We start from the raw sequence: 23,868 nt of genomic DNA, 5'->3' as shown, positions 1-23,868 counted from the left end.
CGGGGGATGACACCGAGGAGTCGCGACCGGTGTCACTCACGGCGCACCGCGATCGCGACCAGGTCGAGGCTCTCGTCGATGTCGCGGTCGGACGCGTCGAGCAGGTCGAAGTCGTCGGTGCTGATCGAGGCCACGTCCTCGAGGAGTTCGGCGGGCCACGGCGTGCCCGCCAGGGCGCGTTCGATCTGGGCGTCGATGATCGACCCGTCGTGGCGCGCGTCGAGATCGCGCAGCCGCGCACCGTGGAAGACGCCGAGCATCGCCTCGATCTCGAAACCGTTGCCGGTCAACAGTTCACCTAGTTCGTCGGCGTTCAGTTCGCGCGTGTGGAACGGGTTGATCGGGGTGTCGCGGCCAGGGGAGAAGGTGATGCGGTTGGGCGTCGACATCAGCAGCGTCCCCGACTGTCGCAGTACCCGGCGGCATTCGGCGACGAACTGCCCCTGATCCCAGAGGTGCTCGATCACCTGGAAGTTGACGACGACGTCGACCTCGCCGTCGGTGAGCGGAAGTTCGGCGAGGTTGCCGTGCAGCATCTCGACGCGCGGGTAGCGGGCGCGGACGTGCGCGACGGCGGAGTCGTCGTAGTCGAGGCCGACCACGCGGCGGGCCACGCCGGCGAGCAGATCGGCCCCGTACCCCTCGCCCGAGCCTGCCTCGAGCACGTCGCGGCCCGCGCAGCGCTGCGCGAGGCGCTGGTAGACGACCTCGTGTCGGCGGAACCAGTAGTTCTCCTCGGCGAGCCCCGGCACCGTCCGTTCGCCTGTCAACGGCAGGGTCGCGTGACCGGTGTCCTCGGCCGACGGCCCGGCGTCGGAGTGGTGGGGAGAAATGGCGCTCATCGAGAGGCAGGCTAACCCAGCCTGGCGGGGCGGCACCGGTTCACGTGTGAGTGATGCCACTTTCAGGGGAGGTCAAAGGGCAAACTGCCACAGGTTATGGTGGGGTTGCAGCCACTCCAAGTTACCGCCGGGTAACATGGTGGCGAACCCGAAATACGTGGTATTGCGGCCGCCCAACGGCCTCATCGAGGAGGACGAACCAGATCTATGACGAACATCGTGGTCCTGATCAAGCAGGTCCCTGACTACGAAGACCGCAAGCTCGCGGACGATCACACCCTGGACCGCGCCGGGAGCGACGCGGTGCTGGACGAGATCAACGAGAAGGCGGTCGAGGTCGCACTGCAGCTCAAGGAGAAGCACACCGACGCCGGATACAACGTCGTCGTGCTGACCGCAGGCCCGTCCGGTGCCGAGACCGCGATCCGCAAGGCGCTGTCCATGGGCGCCGACGAGGCCTACCACCTGTCCGACGAGGGCCTGCACGGCTCCGACATCGTCCAAACCGGCTACGCGTTGGCCAGTGCGCTGGGCCAGATCGAAGACGTCGAACTCGTCATCGCGGGCAACGAGTCCAGCGATGGCGTCGGTGGCGCCGTACCGGCGATCCTGAGCTACTACCTGGGCGTGCCGCAGCTGACGCACATGCGCAAGATCGACGTCGCCGACGGCAAGATCACCGGCGAGCGCGAAACCGACGACGGCATCTTCGAACTCGAGGCCTCGCTGCCCGCCGTGGTGAGCATCAGCGAGAAGATCGTCGAGGACGCCAGGTTCCCGTCCTTCAAGGGCATCATGGCCGCCAAGAAGAAGACCGTGACCCCGTTGACCCTCGAGGGCATCGGCGTCGAAGACGGCATCGTCGGTGGCGCCGTATCCGAGTCCAAGGTGCAGTCGGCCGCTCCCAAGCCGCCGAAGACCGCAGGCGAGAAGATCACCGACGAGGGCGAGGGCGGTCAGAAGATCGCCGAGTACCTGGTCGGACAGAAGCTTCTCTGAGTTCCACCACCCTGATCACCAAGACTTCACGGATCTAGCAAGAGGCGTATAGGCAATGGCAGAAGTACTCGTGCTCGTCGAGCACGCAGAAGGCAATCTGAAGAGCATCACGAACGAACTCATCACCGCCGCTCGGGTATTGGGTGAGCCGTCGGCCGTCGTGGTCGCAGGCCCCGGCACCGCCGAGAAGTTGGCCGATGGGCTCAAGGCAGCGGGCGCGGCGAAGATCTACGCCGCCGAGTCCGACACCGCCGAGCAGTACCTGGTCACCCCGCAGGTGGCAGTGCTGGCGGCGCTGGCGGAGTCTGCCAGCCCCGCGGGCATCCTGGTGGCGTCCAGCGCCGAGGGCAAGGAAATCGCGGGCCGGTTGGCCGCGGAGACCGGCTTCGGCGCACTGTGGGACGTCGTCGGCGTCAAGGACGGCGGCGTCGCCGTGCACTCGGTCTTCGGTGGTGCGTACACCGTCGAGGCGACCGCTGGTGACACGCCGATCATCGCGCTGCGCCCGGGTGCCGTCGAGGCGGCGCCGGAGGCCGGTGCAGGCGAGCTGGTCACCGTCGAGGTGCCCGAGGTGCCGGAGAACTCGACCAAGATCGTGTCCCGTCAGCCCGCACAGAAGAGCGCCCGTCCCGAGCTGACCGAGGCCAAGGTCGTCGTCGCAGGCGGTCGTGGTGTCGGCAGCAAGGACAACTTCGCGATCGTCGAGGATCTCGCCGACGCACTGGGCGGCGCCGTTGGCGCCTCGCGTGCGGCCGTCGACTCCGGCTTCTACGAAGGCCAGTTCCAGGTGGGGCAGACGGGCAAGACCGTCGCGCCGCAGCTGTACATCGCCCTCGGCATCTCCGGTGCGATCCAGCACCGGGCGGGCATGCAGACGTCGAAGACCATCGTCGCGGTCAACAAGGACGAAGAGTCGCCGATCTTCGAGATCGCCGATCTCGGCATCGTCGGCGACCTGTTCAAGGTGACGCCGCAGCTGACCGAGGCGGTCAAGGCCCGCAAGGGCTGACCTCCCGGTCCCAGCACCACACGAAACCCCGGCGTCCCCGCGACGCCGGGGTTTCGCGTTCTCCGAACCCCCCGGTCCGCGGCCGACCACGAACTCTCAAGGGTCCGGACCCGGGGACTCGGTGCCAGGCTCGAAGGCATGAAGATCACAGTGGTTGGGGCCACGGGCCTCGTCGGAAGCAAGCTCGTCGAACTGCTCGCCGCGGGCGGGCACGAGGTCGTCGCGGCGTCTCGGTCCACCGGTGCGGACGTGTTGACCGGAGAAGGTCTCGCTGACGCGGTGGCGGGGGCCGCCGTGCTGGTCGACGTCACCAACTCGCCGTCGTTCGAGGACGGCCCGGTGCTCGACTTCTTCACCCGGTCGTCGGCGAACCTCGTCGCCGCGGCCAAGGCGGAGGGCGTGGGGCACTACGTGGCGCTGTCGATCGTCGGGGTCGACGGTCTGCCCGAGAGCGGCTACATGCGGGCGAAGGTCGTGCAGGAACGCACGATCGCCGAGTCGGGCCTGGCGTACACGATCGTGCGGGCCACGCAGTTCCACGAATTCGCCGAGGCCATCACCGGTTCGCTGATCGTCGAGGGCGAGGTGCGCGCCCCCGACGCCCGGATCCAGCCCGTGGCGGCGGCCGACGTGTCCGCCGAGGTGGCCCGTGCGGCCACCGCCGAGCCCACGAACGGCACCGTCGACTTCGGTGGGCCGGAGAAGATCTCGTTCGCCGACATGGCCACGGCCGTACTCGCCGCCCAGGGTGCCGACATGGCGGTGGTGGTGGATGCGGCGGCCACCTACTTCGGCACGCCGGTCGGGCAGGACAGCCTGGTGACCGGCCCGGGCGCCACGCTGGGTACCACGCGGTTCGACGACTGGCTGTCTCGCTAGGCCCCGGTTCCCGCGCGCATGTGCTCGAGGAAGCCGTTGGGTGGGCCGGTCAGCGCTGCCTTCGCCATGCGGGCATGGGCGTCGACCAGGACTTCGGGCGCATCGGATGCCAAGCCGTCCAGTGCCGCTCTCGCCACGTCGTCGGCGGTGATCTTCGGTCCGTCGTACCCCGACGAGAAATCGGTGTCGACGGCTCCGAAGTGCAGGCTCTGCACGAGTACCCCGGCGGGTTCGAGTTCCGTGCGGATTCCGTTGGTGATGCTCCACGCCGCAGCCTTCGAGGCGCAGTACGCCCCGTTGAGTGGCGCGGAGAACCAGGCTGCGGCGGACAGCACGTTGACGACGGCACCTCGACGGGCTCGCACGGTAGGGGCGAACGCCCTGGTCATCTCCAGCACGCCGAAGACGTTCGTCTCGAATTGTCGTCGCATCTCGGCGACGGACCCGTCGAGGAGCGATTCGAACGTGACGATGCCGGCATTGTTGACGAGAATCGAGGTGTCGGTGGCCGCAGCCGCTGCGCGTGCGACCTCGTCCGGGTCGGTGACGTCGAGACGGACGACCTCGACGCGTGGATCGCCTGCCAACTGCTGATCCACCGCGTGGGGATCGCGCACACCGGCGTAGACCTTCCCGACCCCGCGAATCAGCAACTCCGACACGAAGGCTCGACCTATCCCTCTGTTGGCGCCGGTGACGAACACGACCTGATCGCTGATCTTCATCAATCTCCTCTGCTTCGATCACCCCGCACTCCGGGCTTGCCACGACAGACTAAGATCTGACATGGGTGTCAGATTCAAGTCGACGACGAGGCAGGTTCACGTGCGCATCGGAGACCTCGCTCACGCGACGGGTGTCAGCGTGCGATCGCTGCGGTATTACGAGCAGCAATTGCTGCTGACCTCGGAACGCACGCTCGGCGGACACCGCACCTACGACGACGATGCAGCCGATCGGGTTCGGCTGATCCAGCGGCTCTACGCCGCGGGATTGTCGAGCCAGGCCATCGCGGCCCTGCTGCCGTGCGAGTCCACCAAGGACGTGACCGACGACATGCTCAGGGTGGTCCGTCATCAGATGGCTCGAATCGAGCTGCGCATCGAGGAACTCACCGCTGCCCGAAAGAAGCTCGGCGGCATCCTCGACACCATGGAAGACCATCGGTCGATTTGACTGTGCCGCAACGTCCGAGTGTCTCCTTGACGGCATGGCACTGCACGAACACGTCCACGCGTTGAAGCCATCGCGGCGGCCGTTGCGCATCACCCGCGAGAACGGCCGCGCATATCTCGGACTGAACGGGATCGCGTACGGCCTGTGCCTCGTCGGCTTCGTCGTCGGCCTCCTCTTTCCCCATCTCAACGAGGCGCAGGTGACACGGTTGGACGAGGATGGCACAACGGATCTCGTGCGGTCGCTGATCAACCAACCCTGGTTGTTCGCGCTGACCATTCTCGGGGTGAACACCGTGAAGATGGGGGTGGCGACCATCGTGTTGCCGTCGCTGATCGTGCCGTTCGCGGGCATCCCGTTGTTCGCCTACTGGGCCTTCAAGACGGGCATCACCCTCGTTCCGGTGAGTGACATCGGCTGGGTGGCCCTCATCCCGCATTCCCTCACGTTGGTCATCGAACTCCAGGCCTACGTCCTGTTGATGCTGGGCGCGTACGTGCTTGGCCGGCACTGGATCTGGCCCCGGTCCGTCGGGGCCGAGAGCCGACGAGGGGGCTACCTCGAAGGTCTACGGCAGCTTGGTTCGCTGGCCCTGGCTGCCTTCGTCCTGCTCGTAGTCGGCGCCGTGTACGAGGCGTTCTCGCTGAGATACTTCGTGCACCCGCTCGCTCAGTGGCTGTTGTAGACGCCGGCTTTACGACGACTGCGTCTTGTGCGTCCAGCGGTGCGGGTCGTCTTCGAGCGCGTTGCGATCCCAGTCCATCAGGTCTGCGGCCGCGCCGTAGGTGGCCTCGAGGAAGTCCAGCACTGCCCGATCGGGATCGTCGGCCTGCCGCGCCGCCTCGTACGGCAGGAGGAACTGCCGCAACCCGGTGTCGTAGAAGGCGCCGTCGGGAAGGCCTGCGGCGTCGGCGAATCCGGCCGGTTCCGGGTAGGCGTATGAGTAGAACGCGCCTTCGGCCCCACCGCCGGGCCAGAAGCCGCAACTACTCAGTTCGTGGGAGTAGCCCTCCTCCATCACCCAGTCGCCGCAATTGGGGGCGCCTCCGGGATGTCGTGGTGCGGTGCGGCCGGAGAACCGGGTGCAGGCCAGGTCGAAGGAACCCCAGAAGAAGTGCACGGGGCTGACCTTGCCGACGAAGTGGGCACGGAACTCGTCGATGACCCGGTCGGCTTGCACCAGCTGGCGCCAGAACGCGTTGGCCGCGGTGGGGTCGTAGCCGACGTGGGTGTCCTCGGCGAACGGGATGGCGGGGTCTACCTCGTTGGGCCCGGTGGAGATGCGCGTCTCGACGCCCAGTGTGGCGAGGGTGTCGAGCACTGCGCGGTGGAAGCCCGCCACCGAGGTGTCTCGTAGGTCGATGGTGGCGGCACCGCCGTCGCTGACCCGCACGGTCAGTACGTGGTCGACGAAGTCGAACTCCATGTCGAAGGATTCGGTCCCGATGGGGATCGCCGAGGTGGTCAACCCTCGGGGTGAGACGTAGAGCGGCACCTGCCACCAGTGGTTGAGCAGCGGCGCGTGGGCGAGTCGGACCTTGCCCACGATCTGAGTCCACATGTGCAGGGACCGTCGCGTGGGCTCCCAGTCATCGACCCGTAGTGCCGGCCAACCCCGACCCGCTCGGACATCGGTCATTCGAACCTCCTCGGTCGGCGAATCGTGCGGCTGCACGACGAAGCGCCAGTCACCGGGCTGACAGTACGGTCGGGTCAATTCTTGGTCAAGACGAACCGGTCCGTCTTGTTGAACTGGACACTCGTCTAGGGTGCTGACATGCCCGCGAACCCCAGTGACCCCAGCCGACGCAGCGAGCACTCGCGTCGAGCCATCCTGGACGCGTCCATCGCCCTGGTCGGCGAGGTGGGATACGACAACGTCTCGATCGAGTCGATCGCGCGGCGGGCCTGTGTGGGCAAGCAGACGATCTATCGCTGGTGGCCGTCCAAGGGAGCGGTGATGCTCGAAGCCGCCACGCAGAGTCTGGACCCCGTGGTGGCCTTCCCCGACACGGGGGACATCGTCGCCGACCTGCGCGTGCAGCTGTTGGGGATTCTGGAGATCGTCACGACCACGGGCTTCGGACCGGCCTATCGAGGCGTGATCGCCGCCGGCCAGTCCGACCCCGATCTGTTGCGCGCAGTGTTCGACCAGATCATCGCGCCCAACGTCACCGCGTTCAGCGCCCGGCTCGCCGCGGCTCGCGAGCGCGGCGAGATTCGCGCCGACGCCGACGTACAGACCCTGCGCGACGTGCTGTACGGGGTCATCGAGTACCGAATGTTCCACGCGATGCCGATCGAACCGGGACACGTCGACGCCATCTTGGACGTCGCTTTCCACGGCGTTCGCTAGCGGCCCGCCGCCGAAGCCCCCCCGGGGCGCACGGAGTCGTCACCCAGCGTGCACGAACACGTCACGCCGTCGTAGGCATCCCGCCCGACACCTGGGCGAGCGTGCAAGCCATGAGCATGGCATCCGTACTCATTGCCGCCGACGAAACCGAAGGCACGGCGTCCGGGGGGACCGGGCCGCGCTACACACTGTTGCTGTCCACCGATTCCGAACTCGTGGACGCCGCCCAGCGGTTGCGCCACGAGGTGTTCACCTCCGAACCCGGGTTCGATCTGGCCGGGTCGACCGACGGGCGCGACGCCGACCGCTTCGACGAGTTCTGCGACCACCTGCTGGTACGCGAGGACGAGTCGCAGGAGATCGTCGGCTGCTACCGCATGCTGCCGCCGCCGGGTGCGATCGCCGCCGGCGGCCTCTACACGGCCACCGAGTTCGATGTCAGCGCGCTCGACGGGATCCGGCCGTCGATGGTCGAGATGGGGCGCGCCGTGGTGCGGCACGACCATCGCAACGGCGGCGTCGTGCTGCTGATGTGGGCGGGCATCCTGGCTTACCTGGACCGCTGCGGCTATGACTACGTGACCGGTTGCGTGTCGGTTCCGGTGCAGGGCGAACCCGGCGAGACGCCCGGTGCGGGGATCCGAGGCGTCCGTGACTTCGTGCGTCGGCGGCACGCCTCCGAGTATGTGGTGCGCCCGTACCGGCCGGTGATCCTCGGGGGGCTGGGGCTCGACGACATCGACCCGCCGTCGCGGGTGTCAGTGCCGCCGCTGATGCGGGGCTACCTGCGGCTCGGTGCCCGGGTGTGCGGCGACCCGGCCCACGACCCCGACTTCGGGGTCGGGGACTTCCCGGCGCTGCTGGACAAGCGGCAGGCCGACGTTCGATACCTGAAGCGGCTGCGGTCGGTCTCGGCCGCGGGCGACATGGCCGAGGGGATCGCCCGATGAGCAGCCACGCCCTGGTCGACCACGCCTGGCTGCCGCGGGCGTCGTGCGACTCGAGTTGCATCCGCGTCGACACCACGACGGCCTCCCACCCCGCGGTCGTGGCGCTGCGCACAGCCGCACGCATCGCGTGCGCCATCGTCGTCTTCCCGGCGTTCGCACTGCTCGCGCTGCCGCTGCCGGGGCGTTCGCGCCTGCAACGCCTCTACTGCCGGATGATGCTGCGCTGCCTCGGCGTGCGGATCACGGTGTCCGGCGGCCCGATCCGCAACCTCAGCGGCGTGCTGGTGGTCAGCGGCCACGTGTCCTGGATCGACGTCTTCACGATCGGCTCGGTGCTACCGGGGTCGTTCGTCGCCCGCGCGGATCTCGTCGACTGGCCGGGGCTGGGCCGGGTCGTCCGGCTGATGAAGATCATCCCGATCGACCGCAACGACCTGCGCCGGCTGCCCGGGGTGGTGCGCGCCGTCGCGGACCGGCTGCAGGCGGGCAAGACCGTGGTGGCCTTCCCGGAGGGCACCACCTGGTGCGGTGTCGGATACGGGCCGTTCAAGCCGGCGATGTTCCAGGGCGCCATCGACGCGGGACGCCCGGTGCAGCCGCTGCGTCTGAGCTACCACCACCGTGACGGCAGGCGTTCGACGGTGCCGTCGTTCATCGGCGACGACTCGCTGCTGCAGTCGATCAAACGGGTGATCACCACGCGTCAGACGGTGTGCCACGTGCACGTCTCGTCACTGCAGCTGCCCGGTGACGACCGGCGCGACCTTGCCGCACGCTGCGAGGCGGCGGTGCGCGGAGCGTCGCGCACGCTGCCCACCCACCAGCACGTCGCCGGGGGCCACGCCCTGGTCGCCTAGGTCTGACCTGGCCTGCCGGTATCCTGGGTTGGCCATGACCGCCGTCTATCTAGATCACGCTGCCACGACCCCGATGCACCCCGCTGCGATCGAGGCGATGGTGGGTGCCTTGGCGACGGTGGGCAACGCATCCTCGCTGCACACGACGGGCCGGGCCGCGCGGCGCCGGATGGAGGAGGCTCGCGAGGCGCTGGCCGGACTCCTGGGTGCCCGGCCGTCGGAGATCGTCTTCACCGCGGGTGGCACCGAGAGTGACAACCTGGCGGTCAAGGGCATCTTCTGGGCACGCCGCGACGCCGATCCCCGCCGCACCCGCATCGTGACGACGCCGATCGAACACCACGCCGTCCTCGACGCCGTCGAATGGCTGGTCGAGCACGAAGGCGCCGACGTCACGTTCCTGCCGGTCCGCCCGGACGGTTCCGTGTCGCCCGCCGCGCTGCGCGAGGTCCTGCAGGAGCACTGTGAGGCCGGTGACGTCGCCCTGGTGTCCATCATGTGGGCCAACAACGAAGTGGGCACCATCCTGCCGATCGCCGAACTCGCCGCGGTCGCAGCGGAATTCGACGTACCCATGCACAGCGACGGCATCCAGGCCGTCGGTCAGGTCCCGGTGGACTTCGCCGCCAGCGGCCTGTCGGCCGTGAGCATCGCCGCCCACAAGTTCGGTGGCCCCGCGGCGGTCGGTGCGCTGCTGCTGCGGCGCGACACCCCGTGCGTCCCACTGCTGCACGGCGGTGGCCAGGAGCGCGACGTGCGTTCGGGCACGCCGGACGTGGCGGGCGCGGTGGCGATGGCCGCCGCGGCCAAGATCGCCGTCGAGGGTCTCGACGCGCACCGCAGTCGCGTGTCCGCACTGCGCGACGCCCTGATCGACGGCGTGCTCGCGACGATCGGCGACGTCGTGGTCAACGGTGCCACGGGCGATGCCCGTCTTCCCGGCAACACGCACTTCACCTTCCGCGGGTGTGAGGGCGACGCGTTGCTGATGCTGTTGGACGCCAAGGGAATCGAGTGCTCGACCGGCTCGGCGTGCACGGCAGGAGTCGCCCAGCCGTCGCACGTGTTGATCGCGATGGGCGCTGACCCCGCGAGCGCCAGGGGGTCGCTGCGACTGTCGCTGGGACACACCAGCACCGACGCCGACGTCACCGCCGCGCTGGCGGTCCTGCCCGCGGCCGTCGACCGGGCCCGCCAGGCTGCGCTGGCCAGCGCCGGATACGGGAAGTAGCCATGCGGGTTCTGGTCGCGATGAGTGGCGGCGTCGATTCCTCGGTGGCGGCGGCGCGGATGGTCGACGCCGGCCACGACGTCGTCGGCGTGCACCTCGCGTTGTCGGCCACGCCGGGCACCCTGCGCACCGGCTCGCGCGGCTGCTGCTCGAAGGAGGACGCCGGTGACGCCCGACGCGTCGCCGACATCCTCGACATCCCCTTCTACGTATGGGACTTCGCGGACCGATTCGCCGAGGACGTGATCGACGACTTCGTCGAGTCCTACGCCAGGGGCGAGACCCCGAACCCCTGCGTGCGCTGCAACGAGCGGATCAAGTTCTCCGCCCTCGCTGCCCGGGCGGTCGCGCTCGGCTTCGACGTGCTGGCGACGGGGCACTACGCCCGCTTGTCCGACGGCAGATTGCGCCGCGCGGTAGACGCCGACAAGGATCAGTCCTACGTGCTGGGCGTGCTGACCGCCGAGCAGTTGGCGCGCGCCGCGTTCCCCATCGGCGACACACCCAAGCCGGCCATCCGCGAGGAGGCCGCCCGGCGCGGGCTGGCCGTCGCCGAGAAGCCCGACAGCCACGACATCTGCTTCATCCCGTCCGGTGACACCCAGGCGTTCCTCGGAGCCCGCATCGGAGTGCGGCGCGGCGCCGTCGTCGACGCGGGGGGCACCGTCCTGGCGGAGCACGACGGTGTGCACGGATTCACCATCGGGCAGCGCAAGGGTCTGGGCATCGCGGGACCGGGTGCGGACGGCAAGCCGCGCTACGTCACCGCCATCGACGCCGACAGCGGGACGGTGCGCGTCGGTGACGTCGCCGACCTCGACGTGGACGTGCTGACAGGCGAACGACCGGTGTTCACCTCCGGCCGGGCCTTCGACGGACCGGTCGAGTGCGAGGTGCAGGTACGCGCCCACGGTGGGCTGGCGCCCGCGGTGGCCGAGCTTCGCGACGGCAGGCTCGTCGCCGACCTGCGTAGCCCCCTGCGCGGTGTCGCGCCCGGACAGACCATGGTGCTGTACCGGCCGGACCCGGCAGGCGACGAGGTCGTCGCCAGCGCCACGATCGTCGGCGCCGACCGCTAGGCCGGTACCTTCGCCAGCACGTTGGTCATCACGATGTCGGGCACCGTCGACGGGTACCCGCAGAACGTGATTTCGACGAGCACCGCCGACTTGACCCGATAGTCACGCCCACACCTCGAGGTGCGGGTCTGCAGCCCGTCCGCCGTGACGGTCCAGTCGCCCACGTACAGCGCACCCGACGACGTCGACCCACAGCGATCGATCAGCCCGGCCAGGTCGTCGAACGCCCGCCGCGCCGTGGTCGCGTCGCGGTAGCCCGCGGCGCCCTGGGAGATCAGCGCGGCCTCCGGTGGGTCCTGGTAGGTCGTCTTGTGGAATTCCTCGATCTCGGCGCCGAACGTCTGCGTCTCGACGAAGTACCACTGACACTGCTCGGGTGCGGACTCGGCGAGCGCCACGATGTCGACGGGCTGCTTGCCGTCCATGCTCGGGATCACCGTGAGGTCCTCGCCCGCGCCGGTGATGGCCCTCATCTGCGTCTGCTCGAGCAGCACGGCGTCGACGTCCACGGGGGACTTCGAGTCGTCGTCGATGCCCGGAATCGCGCGTACCGGCGAACCCGAGACGGTGTGCGCACAGGCGACCGTGGCGGCCAGCAGGACGGCGGCAATGGGCCCGAGCAGCATGCGACGGATCGCGGCGGGCATGTCCCGAGACTAACGCGTCTGGTTCGGCATCGAATAGTGTTGGCCACGTGAGTGTTTTCGCGACGGCCACCGGCGTCGGCTCCTGGCCCGGTGTGTCCGCCCGAGACGCCGCCGAGGTGGTCGTTGGCGAATTGACCACCCTGGCCCACCTGGTGGAGTTGCCCGGCCGCGGCGTCGGCGCGGACATGATCGGCCGCGCAGCGGCGTTGCTGGTGGACATCGGCGTGGACACCGTGCCGCGCGGATACCGCATCGCCGCTGGCCGCAGCTCGGCGATGCGGCGGGCCGTCAGCCTGCTCGACGAGGACGTCGACGCGCTGGAGGAGGCGTGGGAGAAGGCCGGGCTGCGGGGTAGCGGACGGACCATCAAGGTGCAGGCGCCCGGTCCCATCACGCTCGCCACGCATCTGGAACTCCCCGGTGGGCACCGCGCACTCACCGACCTGGGCGCCGTCCGCGACCTGGCGGCCTCCCTCGCCGAAGGGGTGCGGGCACACCGCAACGAACTCGCCAGGCGGCTCGACACGCACGTGGTCGTGCAGTTCGACGAACCGTCGCTGCCCGCCGCGCTGCTGGGTCGGCTGACCGGCGTCACCAGGTTCACGCCAGTGCATCCCGTCGACGAGGCGTTCGCGGGCAACCTGCTCGACGAGTGCGTGGCCGCGGTGGGTGGCGAGGTCGCGCTGCACTGCTGTGCGTCGGATCTGCCGTGGAAGATGCTGCAGCGCAGCGCTTTCGACGCGGTGATGCTGGATGCGAGCCGCTTGGTCGTCACCGATCTCGACGGCATCGGCGAGTTCGTCGAGTCGGGCCGCGTCGTGGTGCTGGGGGTGGTGCCGACCGCGGCGCCGGCCAGCCGCCCGGTGCCCGAGCAGATCGCGGCGACGGCCGCCGGGATCACCGACCGTCTCGGCTTTCCCCGTACGGTGCTGCGCGAACGGATCGGCGTCTCGCCGGCCTGCGGACTGGCGGAGGCAACGGCCGACTGGGCCCGTACCGCGATCGAGCTGGCCCAGAAGGTTGCCGACGGCATCGCGGTGGACCCGGACTCGGCATAGAGCCAACTCATTCGCCCAGCACGCGCCAATCGTGATTGACGCGTGCGAAGATGGGAACGTGGCCCCATCCACGTGTGGTTCCGACGCCATCGGCGGCTTGGCCGCAGCATTGCTGGCGGCCGGCGTGCTGGTGGCCGGCCCGGGTGTTGCGGTCGCCGTCGGCGATCCGGGGCCCCGCCATTCCCATTCCCGTGACGGGCGTGACTCGTCCGACCGGGACGGCCGTGGCGGCCGCGATGGTGGACACTCCCAGCGCGACGGTCGCGACGGCCAAGCTCGAAACGAGCGAGGTCGGTCCGAGCGCGACCGCGACGCTCGGCGTGGCGACGGGTCGGTCGGCACTGACGACTCCGGGGACCGCCGGTCCGACGGCGACTGGGTTCCGAGCGGACCCGGTGACGTGCCGACACCCGAGGCAGTGGCACCCGAGGCCGAGGTCGTAGCGCCGACGGCACGTGTCGCTGCCCGAGCACCCGTCGCAGGCGAGGCGCCGCAGTCGCCATCGGTCTCGGCGGAGGGGACGCCATCGTTCGCGTCAGAGGTCGCCGAGGAAGCCGGCGGCGGTGGCGGTGGGGGTGGGGCCAATCAAGCGGTCGATCCTCCGGTCAGCCCGCGGGTGGTCGTCGGCAACGGACGCGTGCCCGGCGAGGGCAGCACCGACCGCGTCGAACCGCCGGTCGTACCGGCGCCGGTCATTCCATCGAACGTCGAGCCACCAGCGCCCGTCGTGGCGCCCGCGGAACCCCCCGCGGTCGCCGTGCTGCCGCTGCCCGCACCGATCAGCCCGGTCGACCACTCGTCGCAGGCGGCCCCGCCCCTGATGACGGCACCACCGGCCACCGGCGGCATCGGCGCTATGTGGGGGTTGGCGGGCCTGATCCTCGCACCGCTGGCCGGGATCTGGCTGGGATACCGTCAGGCGCGTGCCAACAGGGCCGCCGACCAACTGACGTCGTCGCTCGCGAGTCGCTGAGCGCGAATCCTGGTTGCACATCGGTGAATCCAGGGTATGCCCCTGCGATGAGCACACCCCGCTTGGTCGTCATCGGTAGTGGCCCCGCCGCCATCAGCGCAGTCGAGGCGTACAGCGAGCGGCAGCCAGAGGCGCACATCCGCATCCTCACCGCCGACGACCGGCCGCCCTACGAACGCCCACCGTTGAGCAAGGACTTCCTGCGCGGTGACACCGACGACGTGGACTTGCACCCTCGGCAGTGGTTCGACGAGCGGGCGATCGAGCTCACCTTGGAGTCGCCGGTGCGGCGCATCGACGTCGGGCGACGTGTCGTCGAAGCCGCAGGCGGCCAGTTCGACTACGACGCGTTGATCGTGGCGTCGGGGGCCAGCCCGAAACCGCTCGAGGTGCCGGGTGGTGAGCGGGCATTGCTGCTCCGTTCGCTGTCGGACTCCGCGCGGTTGCGTACTGCTGCGGGTGCGGCGCGCTCGGCCGTGGTGATCGGTGCGGGGTTCATCGGTTGTGAGGCTGCGGCGTCGCTTGCCCTCATGGGCCTCGAGGTGACCCTGGTGGCGCCCAGCGAGGTGCCGCAGCAGAAGCGGCTGGGCGACGAGGCGGGGCGGAGGATCAAGGCCCTCGTCGAGGCGACGGGTGCGCGCTTCGCCGGCGGTTCGGGCGTGGCGTCGATCGACGGCGATGCCGTGCGCCTCGACGACGGTCGGACCATCACTGCCGACCTCGTCCTGGCGGCGACCGGCGTGGCGCCCAACGGGGCGATCGCGGAAGCGGCGGGCATCTCGCTCGAAGATGGTCGCATCCTGGTGGGCGCCGACATGCGCACGAACGTCGACGGCGTGTACGCCGCAGGCGACGTCGCGAAGGCGGTGAACTCCACCGCCGGGCGGGCGCTGGCAGTCGAGCACTGGCAGGACGCGATGGATCACGGTGAGGTCGCCGGCGCCTCCGCGGCGGGTGACGACGCATCCTGGTCCAGCGTGCCGGGCTTCTGGACCGAGATCGGCGACGCCGCCGTGAAGTACCACGCCTGGGGCGACGGGTACGACCGAAGCCGGTTCGTCGAGCGAGACGGTGGCTTCACCGTCTGGTACGAATCCGAGGGTCGCGCCGTCGGCGTCCTGACCTACGAGTCCGACGACGACTACGACCTCGGCGAGGAACTCATCGCCGCGGGCAAGCCCGCGCCGACTAGCGCCTGAGGTCCTTGCGCAGGATCTTGCCGGAGGCGGACTTCGGGATGGCGTCGATGAACTCGACTTGGCGCACCTTCTTGTACGGGGCGACCTGGCCGGCCACGAACTCCATCACCGCGGCCGCATCGAGGTCGTCCCGATCGGAGTTCTGCTTGACGACGAACGCCTTCGGGATCTCCTCACCGGAATCGGCGTCGTGCACGCCGATCACTGCGGCGTCGGCGATCGCTGGATGGCTCAGCAGGACGGCCTCGAGTTCTGCCGGCGGCACCTGGTAGCCCTTGTACTTGATCAGTTCCTTGAGCCGGTCGACGATGTAGACGCATCCGGTGGAGTCCACGCGGGCAAGGTCGCCGGTGTGGAGGAAGCCGTCGTCGTCGATGGTCTCGCGGGTGGCCTTCTCGTTGTTCAGGTAGCCGGCCATGACGTTCGGCCCCTTGAACCACAGCTCACCGGTGTCGCTGAGACCCGTTGCGGGCGGGTTTATCTCGTTGCCCGTCTCCGGATCGATGATCTTGCTGGTCGCGTTGGGCACCGTCCACCCGCACGAGCTGAGCGGGGCGACCGTTCCCACCATCTCCTGGCCGCCGTCGAACGGCGACACGTGGCTCACGGGGCTCAGCTCGCTCATGCCGTAGCCCTGCACCAGCGCGCACCCCAGTCGCTCCGCCACGGCGCGACCCAGGTCCTCGTCCAGCGGCGCCGCACCGGACATGATGCCGCGCAGGCTCGACAGGTCGAACTCCTCGATCAGCGGATGCTTCGCCAGCGCCACGGCGACCGGCGGCGCGATGAACGCATAGGTGCACTTGCGCTCGGCGATGTTGCGAAGGAACTCGGTCAGGTCGAAGCTCGGCATGATGACGAGCTGCGCGCGGGCGTGCATCGCGGCGTTCAACAGCACTGTCATGCCGTAGATGTGGAAGAACGGGAGCACCGCCAGGATGCGGTCGTCGGACTGCATGCCCTGCAGCGGCCGGATCTGCGCCACGTTGGCGGTGAGATTGCGGTGGGTGAGCATGACGCCCTTGGGATTTCCCGTGGTGCCCGAGCTGTACGGCAGCACCGCGAGGTGCTCGGCCGGGTCGAACGTCACCTCGGGCGCGGGCAGTGCCGGGCCGAGCAGGTCGTCGGCGTTGGGGTGCCCGTCGGCCCCGACGCCGGGCCCGTCCAACACGGCCAGCGCAGCGTCGTCGAGTCCGACCGCCGCAGCGGCCTCGGCGGCCTGGGGGAGTAGCACGGACACGGTGACCAGCATCTTGGCCTGCGAGTCGGTCAGTTGCTTGGCGATGTCCTTCGCGGTGAACAGCGCGTTGACCGTGGTCGCGGTGGCGCCCGAGCGAAGGATGCCGTGGAATGCGATCGCGAATGCGGAGCTGTTGGGCGCCAACAGTGCGACGACGTCGCCGACGCCTATGCCGCGTTCGGCCAGCGCGCCTGCGAAGGCGTCGATCTTGCTGATCATGTCGCGGTAGCTGGTCTCGGTACCGGTCTTGGCGTCGAAGAGGGCGATGCGGTCGGCATCGGACTCGTCGAGATCACCGAACAGGTAGTCGTAGACACTCGTCGTCGGAACGTGGACCTGGGGGAAGGGGCTGTCGAAACTCATCTCGCGTCCGATCGAACCATGTCGCTGGAGTTGCCGGTCAACGTTGGTCGAGTTGCTCGATCAGTCTGCGCGATGCGACCAGACGAAACGACGTGTCGACCAGTTCGGCGACCTCGGTCCAGTCGACCTCGGCCACGGAGAAGTCCAAGCCCAGCCACCCGTAGGGGCCCAGATAGGCGGGGTAGAACACCCGCGGGTCGTCCTCGAGCGCGGCACGATCGGAGTCGTCGACCTTGACCAGCACGCAGTTCGGCACGGTGCGCATCGGGCCCGGTTCCTTGATGCTGCCGCCGTAGATCGCGAACATCTTGGGGGCGCAGAACACCGGTCGGCCGTGGGACACCTTCTCGAAGGCGTCGGGGAAGCCCAGGGCGATGGCCCGTAGCTCGGCCAGCCCAGGATCGTCCTCGCGGAACGCGATCGGGTGCGGCACGTGGTCATGCTATCCGATCGAGCGAGCTGATAGCTTAGGCAAGGCTTACCTATTCGTGACGTGGTGTTCGCAGCCGAAGGAGTGCCGTGCCGACGACGTGGCTCGACAAGTTGGCCCAACAGACCCGGCGGGCAGGGACGTTCGCCCACCCGCATCGCGCCGCGGTGCTCCTCGACAACCCGGTACGCCGCGCCGTCTCGAACCCCCGGGCGACCGTCCACCACCTGGCGCTGACCGGAGCCGAGCGGGTACTCGAAGTCGGCCCGGGCCCGGGCTTCTACAGCGTCGCCATCGCCCAACGCCTCACCACGGGCCGACTGCACCTGTTCGACCTCCAGCCGCAGATGCTCGAACGCGCCCAGCGCAAGCTCGCCAGGAACGGCTTCCGCGACGTCGGATTCCACACCGGCGACGCCGGCCGCGGGATCGCGCTGCCGGACGACTCGTTCGACGTCGCCTTCCTCGCCATGGTCATCGGCGAGGTGTCCGACCCACGGAGATGCCTGCGATCGCTCGCGCGGGTCGTGCGGCCAGGCGGTCTGCTGGTGTTGCTCGAAGGCTTCCCCGACCCCGACCCGCTGCCCGCCGCAGCGCTACGCGAGATGGCCGAGGAGGCCGGCTTCTGGTACTGCGACACCATCTCCGACACCTGGCACGACGTCGTTCGGTTCCGTCGCCCGCAGTGATCCCGAGCGCGGCCGAGGTGTCGGCCGGCTCGGATAATCTGCCTGGGTGAACGCCGAGCCCGAAACGCCCGCCGATCCCGTCGCACCGGACGTCCGGCGCGCGTGGCAGGAACTGGCCGAGGAAGTGCGAGGCCATCAGTTCCGCTACTACGTCAAGGACGCGCCCGTCATCTCCGACGGCGAGTTCGACGCGCTGCTCGGCCGGCTCAACGCGATGGAGGAGGAACACCCCGAGCTGCGTGTGCCGGACTCGCCGACGCAGTTGGTCGGCGGTGCGGGCTTCGCCACCGAGTTCGCCCCCGCGGACCACCTCGAGCGGATGCTCAGCCTGGACAACGTGTTCAACTCCGAGGAACTCAGCGCCTGGGCCGCGCGGCTGACCAGCGAGGTGGGCGACGACCCGGAGTTCTTGTGCGAACTGAAGATCGACGGCGTCGCACTCGCGCTGGTCTACCGCGACGGCAAGCTGGAACGGGCGGCCACCCGCGGCGACGGCCGCACCGGCGAGGACGTCACGCTGAACGCCCGCACCATCGACGACGTGCCCGAGAGGCTCACGCACAACGATGAATACCCGGTGCCCAGGGTGCTCGAGGTGCGCGGCGAGGTGTTCTTCCGGGTCGCCGACTTCGAGGAACTCAACGCCGGACTGGTCGCCGAGGGCAAGGCGCCGTTCGCCAACCCGCGCAACAGCGCGGCGGGATCGCTGCGGCAGAAGAACCCGGCCATCACCGCCCGCAGGCGGCTGCACATGATCTGTCACGGCCTCGGCCGCACCGAGGGGTTCACGCCCACGACGCTGCACGATGCGTACCTCGCGCTGAAGGCGTGGGGATTGCCGGTCTCGACCCACGCCACCCGCGTCAAGGGCGTCGCCGCGGCCGCCGAGCAGGTGACCTACTGGGGCGAGCACCGCCACGACGTCGAGCACGAGATCGACGGCCTCGTCGTCAAGGTCGACGACGTGTCACTGCAACGGCGGCTCGGCGCCACGTCGCGGGCACCCCGGTGGGCGATCGCGTACAAGTACCCACCGGAGGAGGCCACGACCAAGCTCCTCGACATCCGGGTCAACGTCGGGCGCACCGGGCGGGTCACCCCGTTCGCGTACATGGAACCGGTGAAGGTGGCCGGTTCGACGGTCGGGTTGGCGACGCTGCACAACGCCTCGGAGGTCAAGCGCAAGGGCGTGCTGATCGGCGACACCGTCGTGATCCGCAAGGCAGGCGACGTGATTCCCGAGGTGCTCGGCCCGGTCGTCGACGCGCGCGACGGCTCCGAGCGCGAGTTCGTGATGCCCACCGAGTGCCCGGAGTGCGGCACCACGCTGGCGCCCGCCAAGGAGGGCGACGCCGACATCCGCTGCCCCAACGCCCGAACCTGCCCAGCGCAGTTGCGAGAGCGCGTGTTCCACGTCGCCGGCCGCGGTGCGTTCGACATCGAGGGACTGGGCTACGAGGCGGGCATCGCCCTGCTGCAGGCAGGCGCGATCACCGACGAGGGCGACCTGTTCACCCTCACCGAGGACGACCTGCTGCGCACGCAGCTCTTCACCACCCAGAAGGGAGAGCTGTCGGCCAACGGCAAGCGGCTGCTGGCCAACCTGGGCAAGGCCAAGCAGCAGGCGCTGTGGCGCGTGCTGGTGGCGCTGTCGATCCGGCACGTCGGGCCCACCGCCGCGCGGGCGCTGGCGAGCGAGTTCGGCAGCCTCGAGGCGATCGAGGCCGCCTCCGAGCAGCAGCTGGCGTCGTCCGAAGGCGTGGGGCCAACGATCGCCGCGGCGGTCGTCGAGTGGTTCACCGTCGACTGGCATCGCGCGATCGTCGACAAGTGGCGCGCCGCGGGCGTGCGCATGGCCGACGAACGGGACGCCTCGATCGAACGCACGTTGGACGGAATGTCGATCGTGGTCACCGGATCGCTGACCGGCTTCTCCAGGGACGAGGCCAAGGAGGCGATCCTCGCGCGCGGCGGCAAGGCAGCGGGGTCGGTGTCGAAGAAGACGGCCTACGTCGTCGCAGGCGACGCCCCGGGCTCGAAGTACGACAAGGCAATCGAATTGGGCGTGCCGGTGCTCGACGAGGACGGGTTCCGGCGACTGCTGGACAACGGCCCGGAACCCACGGCCGAGCCGGAGCCGGACTCAGAACCCGAAGACGCCTAGCGGTAACCGCGCCGCATGTCCTCGACGACGCGCGGGTTGTCGAGCGTCGAGGGCTCGAGCGTGACGGGGGCGACGTCGCCACCGAACACCGTCGCGGCGTCGAGCACGCTCTGGTCCAGGAACCGAAGCGGCGGAACGTCGTTGGGCATCTTCGGCATCGGGGGTTCGGTGCCGCGCCGGGCCAACGCGAAGCCCCAGTCGCCGAACGTCGGGACGTCCACGTGGTACGGCGTCACCGCGTACCCCGCCGACCGGATCGTCGACACCGTGCGCCAGAACGCCATCGGCGTCGAGTACGGGCTACCGGCCTGCACCACGACCAGTGCGTCGGGGGCCAGCACGCGGGTCAGCAGAGCGTAGAACTCCGTCGAATACAGCCTGCCCAGGACCGGGTTGTCCGGATCCGGCATGTCGACGATCACCGCGTCGAACCCGCCGGGGGGCAGCAACGTCGGGTCGGGATCGCGCAGCCACGTCATGGCGTCGGCGATGACCACCCGCACCCGGGGGTCGTCGAGCGAGCCGGCGTTGGCCTCGCGCATCGTCGTGCGGGCCAGGCGCACCACGTCTGGGTCGAGTTCGACCTGGACGATGTCCTCGATCCCGGGTTCACGCAGCAGTTCCCGCGCGGCGAGGCCGTCGCCGCCGCCCAGCACGAGCACCGACCGCGCGCCTGCGCCGAGTGCCGGGTACACCAGGCTCTCGGTGTAGCGGTACTCGTCTCGGGTCGAGAACTGCAGGCCGCCGTCGAGATACAGGCGCATGTCCGATCCGCGCCGAGTCACGACGATCTCCTGGTAGGCCGAGCGCTCGTAGGCGATGATCGGATCCGCGTACAGACGCTGACGCGACGTGGTCTCGATCCCGTTCGCGCTCACCATCACCCCGGCCAGCGTCACGAAGGCCGCCGCGAGCACGCACAGCGCGCCGGCGAGCTGGCGGACGCCGACCACCGACCGCAGCACGAACACCGCCACCACCGCCGCCGCGACGAGGTTGACCATGCCGGTGACCGCCGCGCCGCGGATCATCCCGAGCGTCGGGAGGACGAGGAACGGCCAGGCCAGCCCGCCGAGCAGTGCCCCCAGGTAGTCGGCTGCGTTCAGGTTCGCCAGTACCCGGCCCGCGTCGGTCGCACCCGCGGTGCGCCCGCGTTGCAGCAACGTCATCAACAGCGGCACCTCTGCACCGACGAGGACGCCGATCAGCGCCGTGCCCAGCACGAGCACCCAGGTCGAACTGCCGATGAAGGCGAACGTCACGTACAGCACCGCCGCCGACAGCCCGCCGATGATGCCGAGCAGCGTCTCCACCGCGATGAAGGTGATGGCGGCGTGGCCCAGCAGGGGCTTGACCAGCAGGCCGCCCACCCCGAGGGCGGCGACGTACCCGGCGACGATCAGCGACGTCGCGACGATCCCGCCGCCGTTGAGGCTCGCCGAAAGCGTCAGCAGCGCAAGCTCGTAGATCAATCCGCACGCCGCGCAGGCGGCCACGGCCGCGAGCAGTACCGAGCGCCATCGCGGGGAACGCGTGGGCTCGGCGCCTGGCTCGGACACCCCTGGCGACCCCGCCGGATCCGCCGCCACGGTCACGACAGGGCCGCGGCGTTGACCCCTCCCACGGCCAGCATGATCACGGCGGTCGCGATCGCCGCCGGGTGCAGCCGCTCGGCCTCGACGAGGTCGCGGAACCGTCCGGGCACCACGGCTTCGAGCACCGCGAGAGCCGCGCCCTGCAGCGCCACGCCGATCAATCCGTAGACCAGGGCGTCGAACAGCCCCTGTGCCAGTTCATCGGCGCTTGCCAGGATCGACGACACGACCACCAGTGCGAGTGCGGCGTACATGGCCGACGCGACGGCCACCGCGTTCGGCCGGTACTCGACGAACACCAGGCGACGCAGCTTGCCCGGGGTCAGCAGGTCGACCACGACGAAGCCAACGCCGAGCACCACCACTCCGACGGCGAAGTACAGCACCGCCGCGACGACGTTCTGCAGCGTCGACTCGGCGCTGAGGGATCCGAACTCCACGAGGGCCTGATGCATCGGTGTCTCCTATGTCTTGGTCCGGGTGGGGCGCTACTTGGGGCCGTCGGGTCCGCCGGAGCCGCCGCCCGTTCCGCCGCCGGACCCGCCCGCCGGTGATCCAGGAAAGAACCCCGGACCGAGGAAGATGAAGGCGCCCCCGCTGTACCCGCCGCGACGAATGTCCTCGACGCGAATCGTGCACGGCCGGTTGCCATCCGGACCGATCGCGACGATGTCGTCGTCGTAGCGCAGGTACTCGGTGCCGCGATCGGAGGCGCGAGCGTGGGGCTCGCGGACGGCCGACAGTTCGTCGGCCACGCTGGCCGGTCGGCCCGAGCACTCGTACAGGTTGGCGTCTGCGGTGGTGGCGTACCGCTGATAGGTGCGGTCGATGTGGGACCGGATGTCCGGCGTCGCGCTCGCGCCGAGGGCGAGGCACAGCACGGCAGCGAGTGCGAGCACGCCGGACAGCAGGAACAGCCGCCCGCGGCTCACGGCTGCCACCTGCTCTGGGTGTGCACGACGGTCCCGCCGTGCGCGGCGGGGTACAGATGCCACGTCCGCCAGCGCCAGCCCGGGCCGTCGGGTGCGGCCGTGAGCGCGGTCAGCGCCGCGTCGTCACCGGGGAACGTGCCGCCGAGCCAGCCGGCGTCGTCCGCGCAGCACCTGCGCAGCTCGGCCGCGAGCGCCCGGAACGACGGCTCGTCGTGTTCGGTGCTGCTCGACGTCAATTCGTAGCCGGGGGCGTCGGCATGGTGAGGCAGGTGGTCATCGGAGGTCGGCGCGATGCACGAGACCTGCTCGGAGAAGGGTGCGCCGTCGTGCTCGGCGGTGATGACGTGCGAGGCGCCGAGGATGCCCAGCGTCAGCGCTCCGCCGCGGGGGTGGTCGAGGCGGTGCGTGGCCAGCGGACGTGGGGCAGCGGCGTTGAGTGCCAGCCGCAGGACGGCGCCGCTGATGTCGGTGGGTATGACTGCGAGTTCGTGCAACGGCAAGGGCGTGACCTACGCGCCGGCCGGCGGAGCCGGGTAGACGGTCAGCTCGCCGGGCCGCACCTTGGTGCCGACCGAGATCTCCCATGGCATCCCGGGCGCCCAGCGTTCGAAGCCGAGGAGTTTGGTCTCGTCGTCATTGGCGTAGTCGACGAAGTCGACCTCGCCGCCTGCGGGCAGCCCGGTGGTGCCCTCGGTCGTGTAGCCGGCGCTGCCGCGCTCGGTCTCGCGGAAGCGGATGCCGTCGACGACGTGCTCGCCGCCCGGCTCGAGTTGAAGGTCGTTGCGGCGTAACCACGTCACCAGCTCCAGTCGGCCCTCGTCCTCCTCCACGCTGAACCACACCGGCTGGGTGCCGGAGGCGGAGTCGTCGCCCTTGCCGCCCTCGAGGAGGTGCTCCCACCACACGAACGGGCCCTGGCGCAGCGTGACCGAACCGCGGACGACGTAGTCGGTGCTGCCGTGGCTGACGATGGCGCCGGGACCGAGCTGGGTGGGGCCGAACGTGGCGGTCTGCGAGGCGAACTGCAGCGGATCCTCTCGCTGCTTCGGGGCGCCCTTCTTGGGTCGCCGCAGTGCCATGACGAAGACCACGACGGCGGCGAGGCCCAGCAGGATCGCCAGGATGACCAGTAGATCTCCCACGCGGAACCCCCTGAAACGCCGACGAATGGAATCACTTCACCGTACAGCGCGGCCAAAG

Annotated in this window: 26 protein-coding genes; 15 read left to right on the top strand and 11 right to left on the bottom strand. The window is 69.6% G+C overall.

Features of this window, described 5'->3' with window-relative positions; all coding sequences use genetic code 11:
• Positions 1 to 32: 32 nt before the first annotated feature.
• Positions 33 to 842 carry a class I SAM-dependent methyltransferase gene (locus G6N61_RS09480; protein ID WP_163918293.1) on the bottom strand — a complete coding sequence of 270 codons (810 nt, stop codon included), beginning with the start codon at positions 840 to 842 and terminating at the stop codon, positions 33 to 35.
• Positions 843 to 1,049: 207 nt separating this feature from the next.
• Here G6N61_RS09480 and G6N61_RS09475 point away from each other — a divergent pair, with 207 nt between their 5' ends.
• The 3 genes from G6N61_RS09475 to G6N61_RS09465 all read left to right on the top strand — a co-directional run bounded on the left by G6N61_RS09475 (position 1,050) and on the right by G6N61_RS09465 (position 3,729).
• Complete coding sequence (locus G6N61_RS09475) at positions 1,050 to 1,841, top strand: electron transfer flavoprotein subunit beta/FixA family protein (protein WP_163918292.1); 792 nt, start codon at positions 1,050 to 1,052, stop codon at positions 1,839 to 1,841.
• A gap of 55 nt (positions 1,842 to 1,896) precedes the next feature.
• Positions 1,897 to 2,850 (top strand): electron transfer flavoprotein subunit alpha/FixB family protein, encoded by a 954-nt coding sequence (locus G6N61_RS09470; RefSeq protein ID WP_163918291.1) that lies wholly within the window; start codon positions 1,897 to 1,899, stop codon positions 2,848 to 2,850.
• A 138-nt stretch (positions 2,851 to 2,988) separates the two neighbouring features.
• Entirely contained in the window at positions 2,989 to 3,729 is a 741-nt protein-coding gene (locus G6N61_RS09465) for an SDR family oxidoreductase (RefSeq protein WP_163918290.1), read from the top strand.
• Here G6N61_RS09465 and G6N61_RS09460 read toward each other — a convergent pair.
• Complete coding sequence (locus tag G6N61_RS09460) at positions 3,726 to 4,454, bottom strand: SDR family oxidoreductase (RefSeq protein ID WP_163918289.1); 729 nt, start codon at positions 4,452 to 4,454, stop codon at positions 3,726 to 3,728. The genes G6N61_RS09465 and G6N61_RS09460 overlap by 4 nt on opposite strands.
• Before the next feature lie 100 nt (positions 4,455 to 4,554).
• On the opposite strand from G6N61_RS09460, the gene G6N61_RS09455 reads away from it, so the two are divergent.
• Positions 4,555 to 4,905 carry a MerR family transcriptional regulator gene (locus G6N61_RS09455; RefSeq protein ID WP_163918288.1) on the top strand — a complete coding sequence of 117 codons (351 nt, stop codon included), beginning with the start codon at positions 4,555 to 4,557 and terminating at the stop codon, positions 4,903 to 4,905.
• Between the two features lie 34 nt (positions 4,906 to 4,939).
• Positions 4,940 to 5,590 (top strand): stage II sporulation protein M, encoded by a 651-nt coding sequence (locus G6N61_RS09450; RefSeq protein WP_163918287.1) that lies wholly within the window; start codon positions 4,940 to 4,942, stop codon positions 5,588 to 5,590.
• Positions 5,591 to 5,599: 9 nt separating this feature from the next.
• On the opposite strand, the gene G6N61_RS09445 is transcribed toward G6N61_RS09450, so the two are convergent.
• Positions 5,600 to 6,544: a DUF5996 family protein gene (locus G6N61_RS09445; protein WP_163918286.1), complete on the bottom strand. Its 945-nt coding sequence runs from the start codon at positions 6,542 to 6,544 to the stop codon at positions 5,600 to 5,602.
• Between the two features lie 138 nt (positions 6,545 to 6,682).
• Between G6N61_RS09445 and G6N61_RS09440 the strand changes: the two genes are divergently transcribed.
• The 5 genes from G6N61_RS09440 to mnmA all read left to right on the top strand — a co-directional run bounded on the left by G6N61_RS09440 (position 6,683) and on the right by mnmA (position 11,378).
• Complete coding sequence (locus G6N61_RS09440; protein WP_163918285.1) at positions 6,683 to 7,261, top strand: TetR/AcrR family transcriptional regulator; 579 nt, start codon at positions 6,683 to 6,685, stop codon at positions 7,259 to 7,261.
• 110 nt (positions 7,262 to 7,371) lie between these two features.
• The gene (locus G6N61_RS09435; RefSeq protein WP_163918284.1) at positions 7,372 to 8,211 is read left to right on the top strand and encodes a GNAT family N-acetyltransferase; all 840 of its coding nucleotides are present in this window, start codon (positions 7,372 to 7,374) and stop codon (positions 8,209 to 8,211) included.
• Entirely contained in the window at positions 8,208 to 9,068 is an 861-nt protein-coding gene (locus G6N61_RS09430) for a lysophospholipid acyltransferase family protein (protein ID WP_163918283.1), read from the top strand. Before G6N61_RS09435 ends, G6N61_RS09430 begins: the two co-directional genes overlap by 4 nt.
• A 34-nt stretch (positions 9,069 to 9,102) precedes the next feature.
• The gene (locus G6N61_RS09425; RefSeq protein ID WP_163918282.1) at positions 9,103 to 10,299 is read left to right on the top strand and encodes a cysteine desulfurase family protein; all 1,197 of its coding nucleotides are present in this window, start codon (positions 9,103 to 9,105) and stop codon (positions 10,297 to 10,299) included.
• A 2-nt stretch (positions 10,300 to 10,301) separates the two neighbouring features.
• Positions 10,302 to 11,378, top strand: coding sequence for a tRNA 2-thiouridine(34) synthase MnmA (mnmA, locus tag G6N61_RS09420; RefSeq protein ID WP_163918281.1), 1,077 nt, complete (start codon positions 10,302 to 10,304; stop codon positions 11,376 to 11,378).
• Here the strand turns inward: mnmA and G6N61_RS09415 are convergent.
• Positions 11,375 to 12,025, bottom strand: a complete 651-nt coding sequence (locus G6N61_RS09415; RefSeq protein ID WP_163918280.1) for a sensor domain-containing protein — start codon at positions 12,023 to 12,025, stop codon at positions 11,375 to 11,377. The two genes, mnmA and G6N61_RS09415, sit on opposite strands and share 4 nt — an antisense overlap.
• A 47-nt stretch (positions 12,026 to 12,072) precedes the next feature.
• On the opposite strand from G6N61_RS09415, the gene G6N61_RS09410 reads away from it, so the two are divergent.
• The 3 genes from G6N61_RS09410 to G6N61_RS09400 are packed head-to-tail and all read left to right on the top strand — an operon-like array spanning position 12,073 to position 15,255.
• Entirely contained in the window at positions 12,073 to 13,083 is a 1,011-nt protein-coding gene (locus G6N61_RS09410) for a uroporphyrinogen decarboxylase/cobalamine-independent methonine synthase family protein (RefSeq protein WP_163918279.1), read from the top strand.
• Positions 13,084 to 13,141: 58 nt separating this feature from the next.
• Entirely contained in the window at positions 13,142 to 14,056 is a 915-nt protein-coding gene (locus G6N61_RS09405) for a hypothetical protein (RefSeq protein WP_163918278.1), read from the top strand.
• A 47-nt stretch (positions 14,057 to 14,103) separates the two neighbouring features.
• Positions 14,104 to 15,255 (top strand): NAD(P)/FAD-dependent oxidoreductase, encoded by a 1,152-nt coding sequence (locus G6N61_RS09400; protein WP_163918277.1) that lies wholly within the window; start codon positions 14,104 to 14,106, stop codon positions 15,253 to 15,255.
• On the opposite strand, the gene G6N61_RS09395 is transcribed toward G6N61_RS09400, so the two are convergent.
• Together G6N61_RS09395 and G6N61_RS09390 are read right to left on the bottom strand one after the other, a co-directional pair.
• The gene (locus G6N61_RS09395; protein ID WP_163918276.1) at positions 15,245 to 16,858 is read right to left on the bottom strand and encodes a 4-coumarate--CoA ligase family protein; all 1,614 of its coding nucleotides are present in this window, start codon (positions 16,856 to 16,858) and stop codon (positions 15,245 to 15,247) included. The genes G6N61_RS09400 and G6N61_RS09395 overlap by 11 nt on opposite strands.
• Before the next feature lie 37 nt (positions 16,859 to 16,895).
• Positions 16,896 to 17,291 carry an MmcQ/YjbR family DNA-binding protein gene (locus G6N61_RS09390; protein ID WP_163918275.1) on the bottom strand — a complete coding sequence of 132 codons (396 nt, stop codon included), beginning with the start codon at positions 17,289 to 17,291 and terminating at the stop codon, positions 16,896 to 16,898.
• An 86-nt stretch (positions 17,292 to 17,377) separates the two neighbouring features.
• Here G6N61_RS09390 and G6N61_RS09385 point away from each other — a divergent pair, with 86 nt between their 5' ends.
• Both G6N61_RS09385 and ligA read left to right on the top strand, forming a co-directional pair.
• Entirely contained in the window at positions 17,378 to 17,977 is a 600-nt protein-coding gene (locus tag G6N61_RS09385; RefSeq protein ID WP_163918274.1) for a class I SAM-dependent methyltransferase, read from the top strand.
• 46 nt (positions 17,978 to 18,023) lie between these two features.
• Positions 18,024 to 20,141, top strand: a complete 2,118-nt coding sequence (gene ligA / locus G6N61_RS09380) for an NAD-dependent DNA ligase LigA (protein ID WP_163918273.1) — start codon at positions 18,024 to 18,026, stop codon at positions 20,139 to 20,141.
• Here the strand turns inward: ligA and G6N61_RS09375 are convergent.
• From G6N61_RS09375 to G6N61_RS09355, 5 genes are read right to left on the bottom strand one after another with little or no spacing between them, the layout of a single operon-like run.
• Complete coding sequence (locus G6N61_RS09375) at positions 20,138 to 21,700, bottom strand: polyamine aminopropyltransferase (protein WP_163918272.1); 1,563 nt, start codon at positions 21,698 to 21,700, stop codon at positions 20,138 to 20,140. The genes ligA and G6N61_RS09375 overlap by 4 nt on opposite strands.
• Positions 21,701 to 21,732: 32 nt before the next feature.
• Positions 21,733 to 22,191: a DUF350 domain-containing protein gene (locus G6N61_RS09370; RefSeq protein ID WP_163918271.1), complete on the bottom strand. Its 459-nt coding sequence runs from the start codon at positions 22,189 to 22,191 to the stop codon at positions 21,733 to 21,735.
• A gap of 33 nt (positions 22,192 to 22,224) precedes the next feature.
• Complete coding sequence (locus G6N61_RS09365) at positions 22,225 to 22,668, bottom strand: DUF4247 domain-containing protein (protein WP_163918270.1); 444 nt, start codon at positions 22,666 to 22,668, stop codon at positions 22,225 to 22,227.
• Positions 22,665 to 23,168, bottom strand: a complete 504-nt coding sequence (locus G6N61_RS09360; protein ID WP_163918269.1) for a DUF2617 family protein — start codon at positions 23,166 to 23,168, stop codon at positions 22,665 to 22,667. Before G6N61_RS09360 ends, G6N61_RS09365 begins: the two co-directional genes overlap by 4 nt.
• A gap of 9 nt (positions 23,169 to 23,177) precedes the next feature.
• Positions 23,178 to 23,810 carry a DUF4178 domain-containing protein gene (locus tag G6N61_RS09355; protein ID WP_163918268.1) on the bottom strand — a complete coding sequence of 211 codons (633 nt, stop codon included), beginning with the start codon at positions 23,808 to 23,810 and terminating at the stop codon, positions 23,178 to 23,180.
• Positions 23,811 to 23,868: the final 58 nt, after the last annotated feature.

Source organism: Mycolicibacterium arabiense, from assembly GCF_010731815.2.
Lineage (GTDB): Bacteria > Actinomycetota > Actinomycetes > Mycobacteriales > Mycobacteriaceae > Mycobacterium > Mycobacterium arabiense.
The sequence above is the reverse complement of the archived record's forward strand: the minus strand, read 5'-3'. Positions and strand labels throughout refer to the sequence as shown.

Excerpts from the sequence above, each read along its gene's own strand:
- G6N61_RS09480 (WP_163918293.1), bottom strand. The coding sequence starts at position 842 with ATGAGCGCCATTTCTCCCCACCACTCCGACGCCGGGCCGTCGGCCGAG.
- G6N61_RS09475 (WP_163918292.1), top strand. The coding sequence starts at position 1,050 with ATGACGAACATCGTGGTCCTGATCAAGCAGGTCCCTGACTACGAAGAC.
- G6N61_RS09470 (WP_163918291.1), top strand. The coding sequence starts at position 1,897 with ATGGCAGAAGTACTCGTGCTCGTCGAGCACGCAGAAGGCAATCTGAAG.
- G6N61_RS09465 (WP_163918290.1), top strand. The coding sequence starts at position 2,989 with ATGAAGATCACAGTGGTTGGGGCCACGGGCCTCGTCGGAAGCAAGCTC.
- G6N61_RS09460 (WP_163918289.1), bottom strand. The coding sequence starts at position 4,454 with ATGAAGATCAGCGATCAGGTCGTGTTCGTCACCGGCGCCAACAGAGGG.
- G6N61_RS09450 (WP_163918287.1), top strand. The coding sequence starts at position 4,940 with ATGGCACTGCACGAACACGTCCACGCGTTGAAGCCATCGCGGCGGCCG.
- G6N61_RS09445 (WP_163918286.1), bottom strand. The coding sequence starts at position 6,544 with ATGACCGATGTCCGAGCGGGTCGGGGTTGGCCGGCACTACGGGTCGAT.
- G6N61_RS09440 (WP_163918285.1), top strand. The coding sequence starts at position 6,683 with ATGCCCGCGAACCCCAGTGACCCCAGCCGACGCAGCGAGCACTCGCGT.
- G6N61_RS09435 (WP_163918284.1), top strand. The coding sequence starts at position 7,372 with ATGAGCATGGCATCCGTACTCATTGCCGCCGACGAAACCGAAGGCACG.
- G6N61_RS09430 (WP_163918283.1), top strand. The coding sequence starts at position 8,208 with ATGAGCAGCCACGCCCTGGTCGACCACGCCTGGCTGCCGCGGGCGTCG.
- G6N61_RS09425 (WP_163918282.1), top strand. The coding sequence starts at position 9,103 with ATGACCGCCGTCTATCTAGATCACGCTGCCACGACCCCGATGCACCCC.
- mnmA (WP_163918281.1), top strand. The coding sequence starts at position 10,302 with ATGCGGGTTCTGGTCGCGATGAGTGGCGGCGTCGATTCCTCGGTGGCG.
- G6N61_RS09415 (WP_163918280.1), bottom strand. The coding sequence starts at position 12,025 with ATGCCCGCCGCGATCCGTCGCATGCTGCTCGGGCCCATTGCCGCCGTC.
- G6N61_RS09400 (WP_163918277.1), top strand. The coding sequence starts at position 14,104 with ATGAGCACACCCCGCTTGGTCGTCATCGGTAGTGGCCCCGCCGCCATC.
- G6N61_RS09395 (WP_163918276.1), bottom strand. The coding sequence starts at position 16,858 with ATGAGTTTCGACAGCCCCTTCCCCCAGGTCCACGTTCCGACGACGAGT.
- G6N61_RS09370 (WP_163918271.1), bottom strand. The coding sequence starts at position 22,191 with ATGCATCAGGCCCTCGTGGAGTTCGGATCCCTCAGCGCCGAGTCGACG.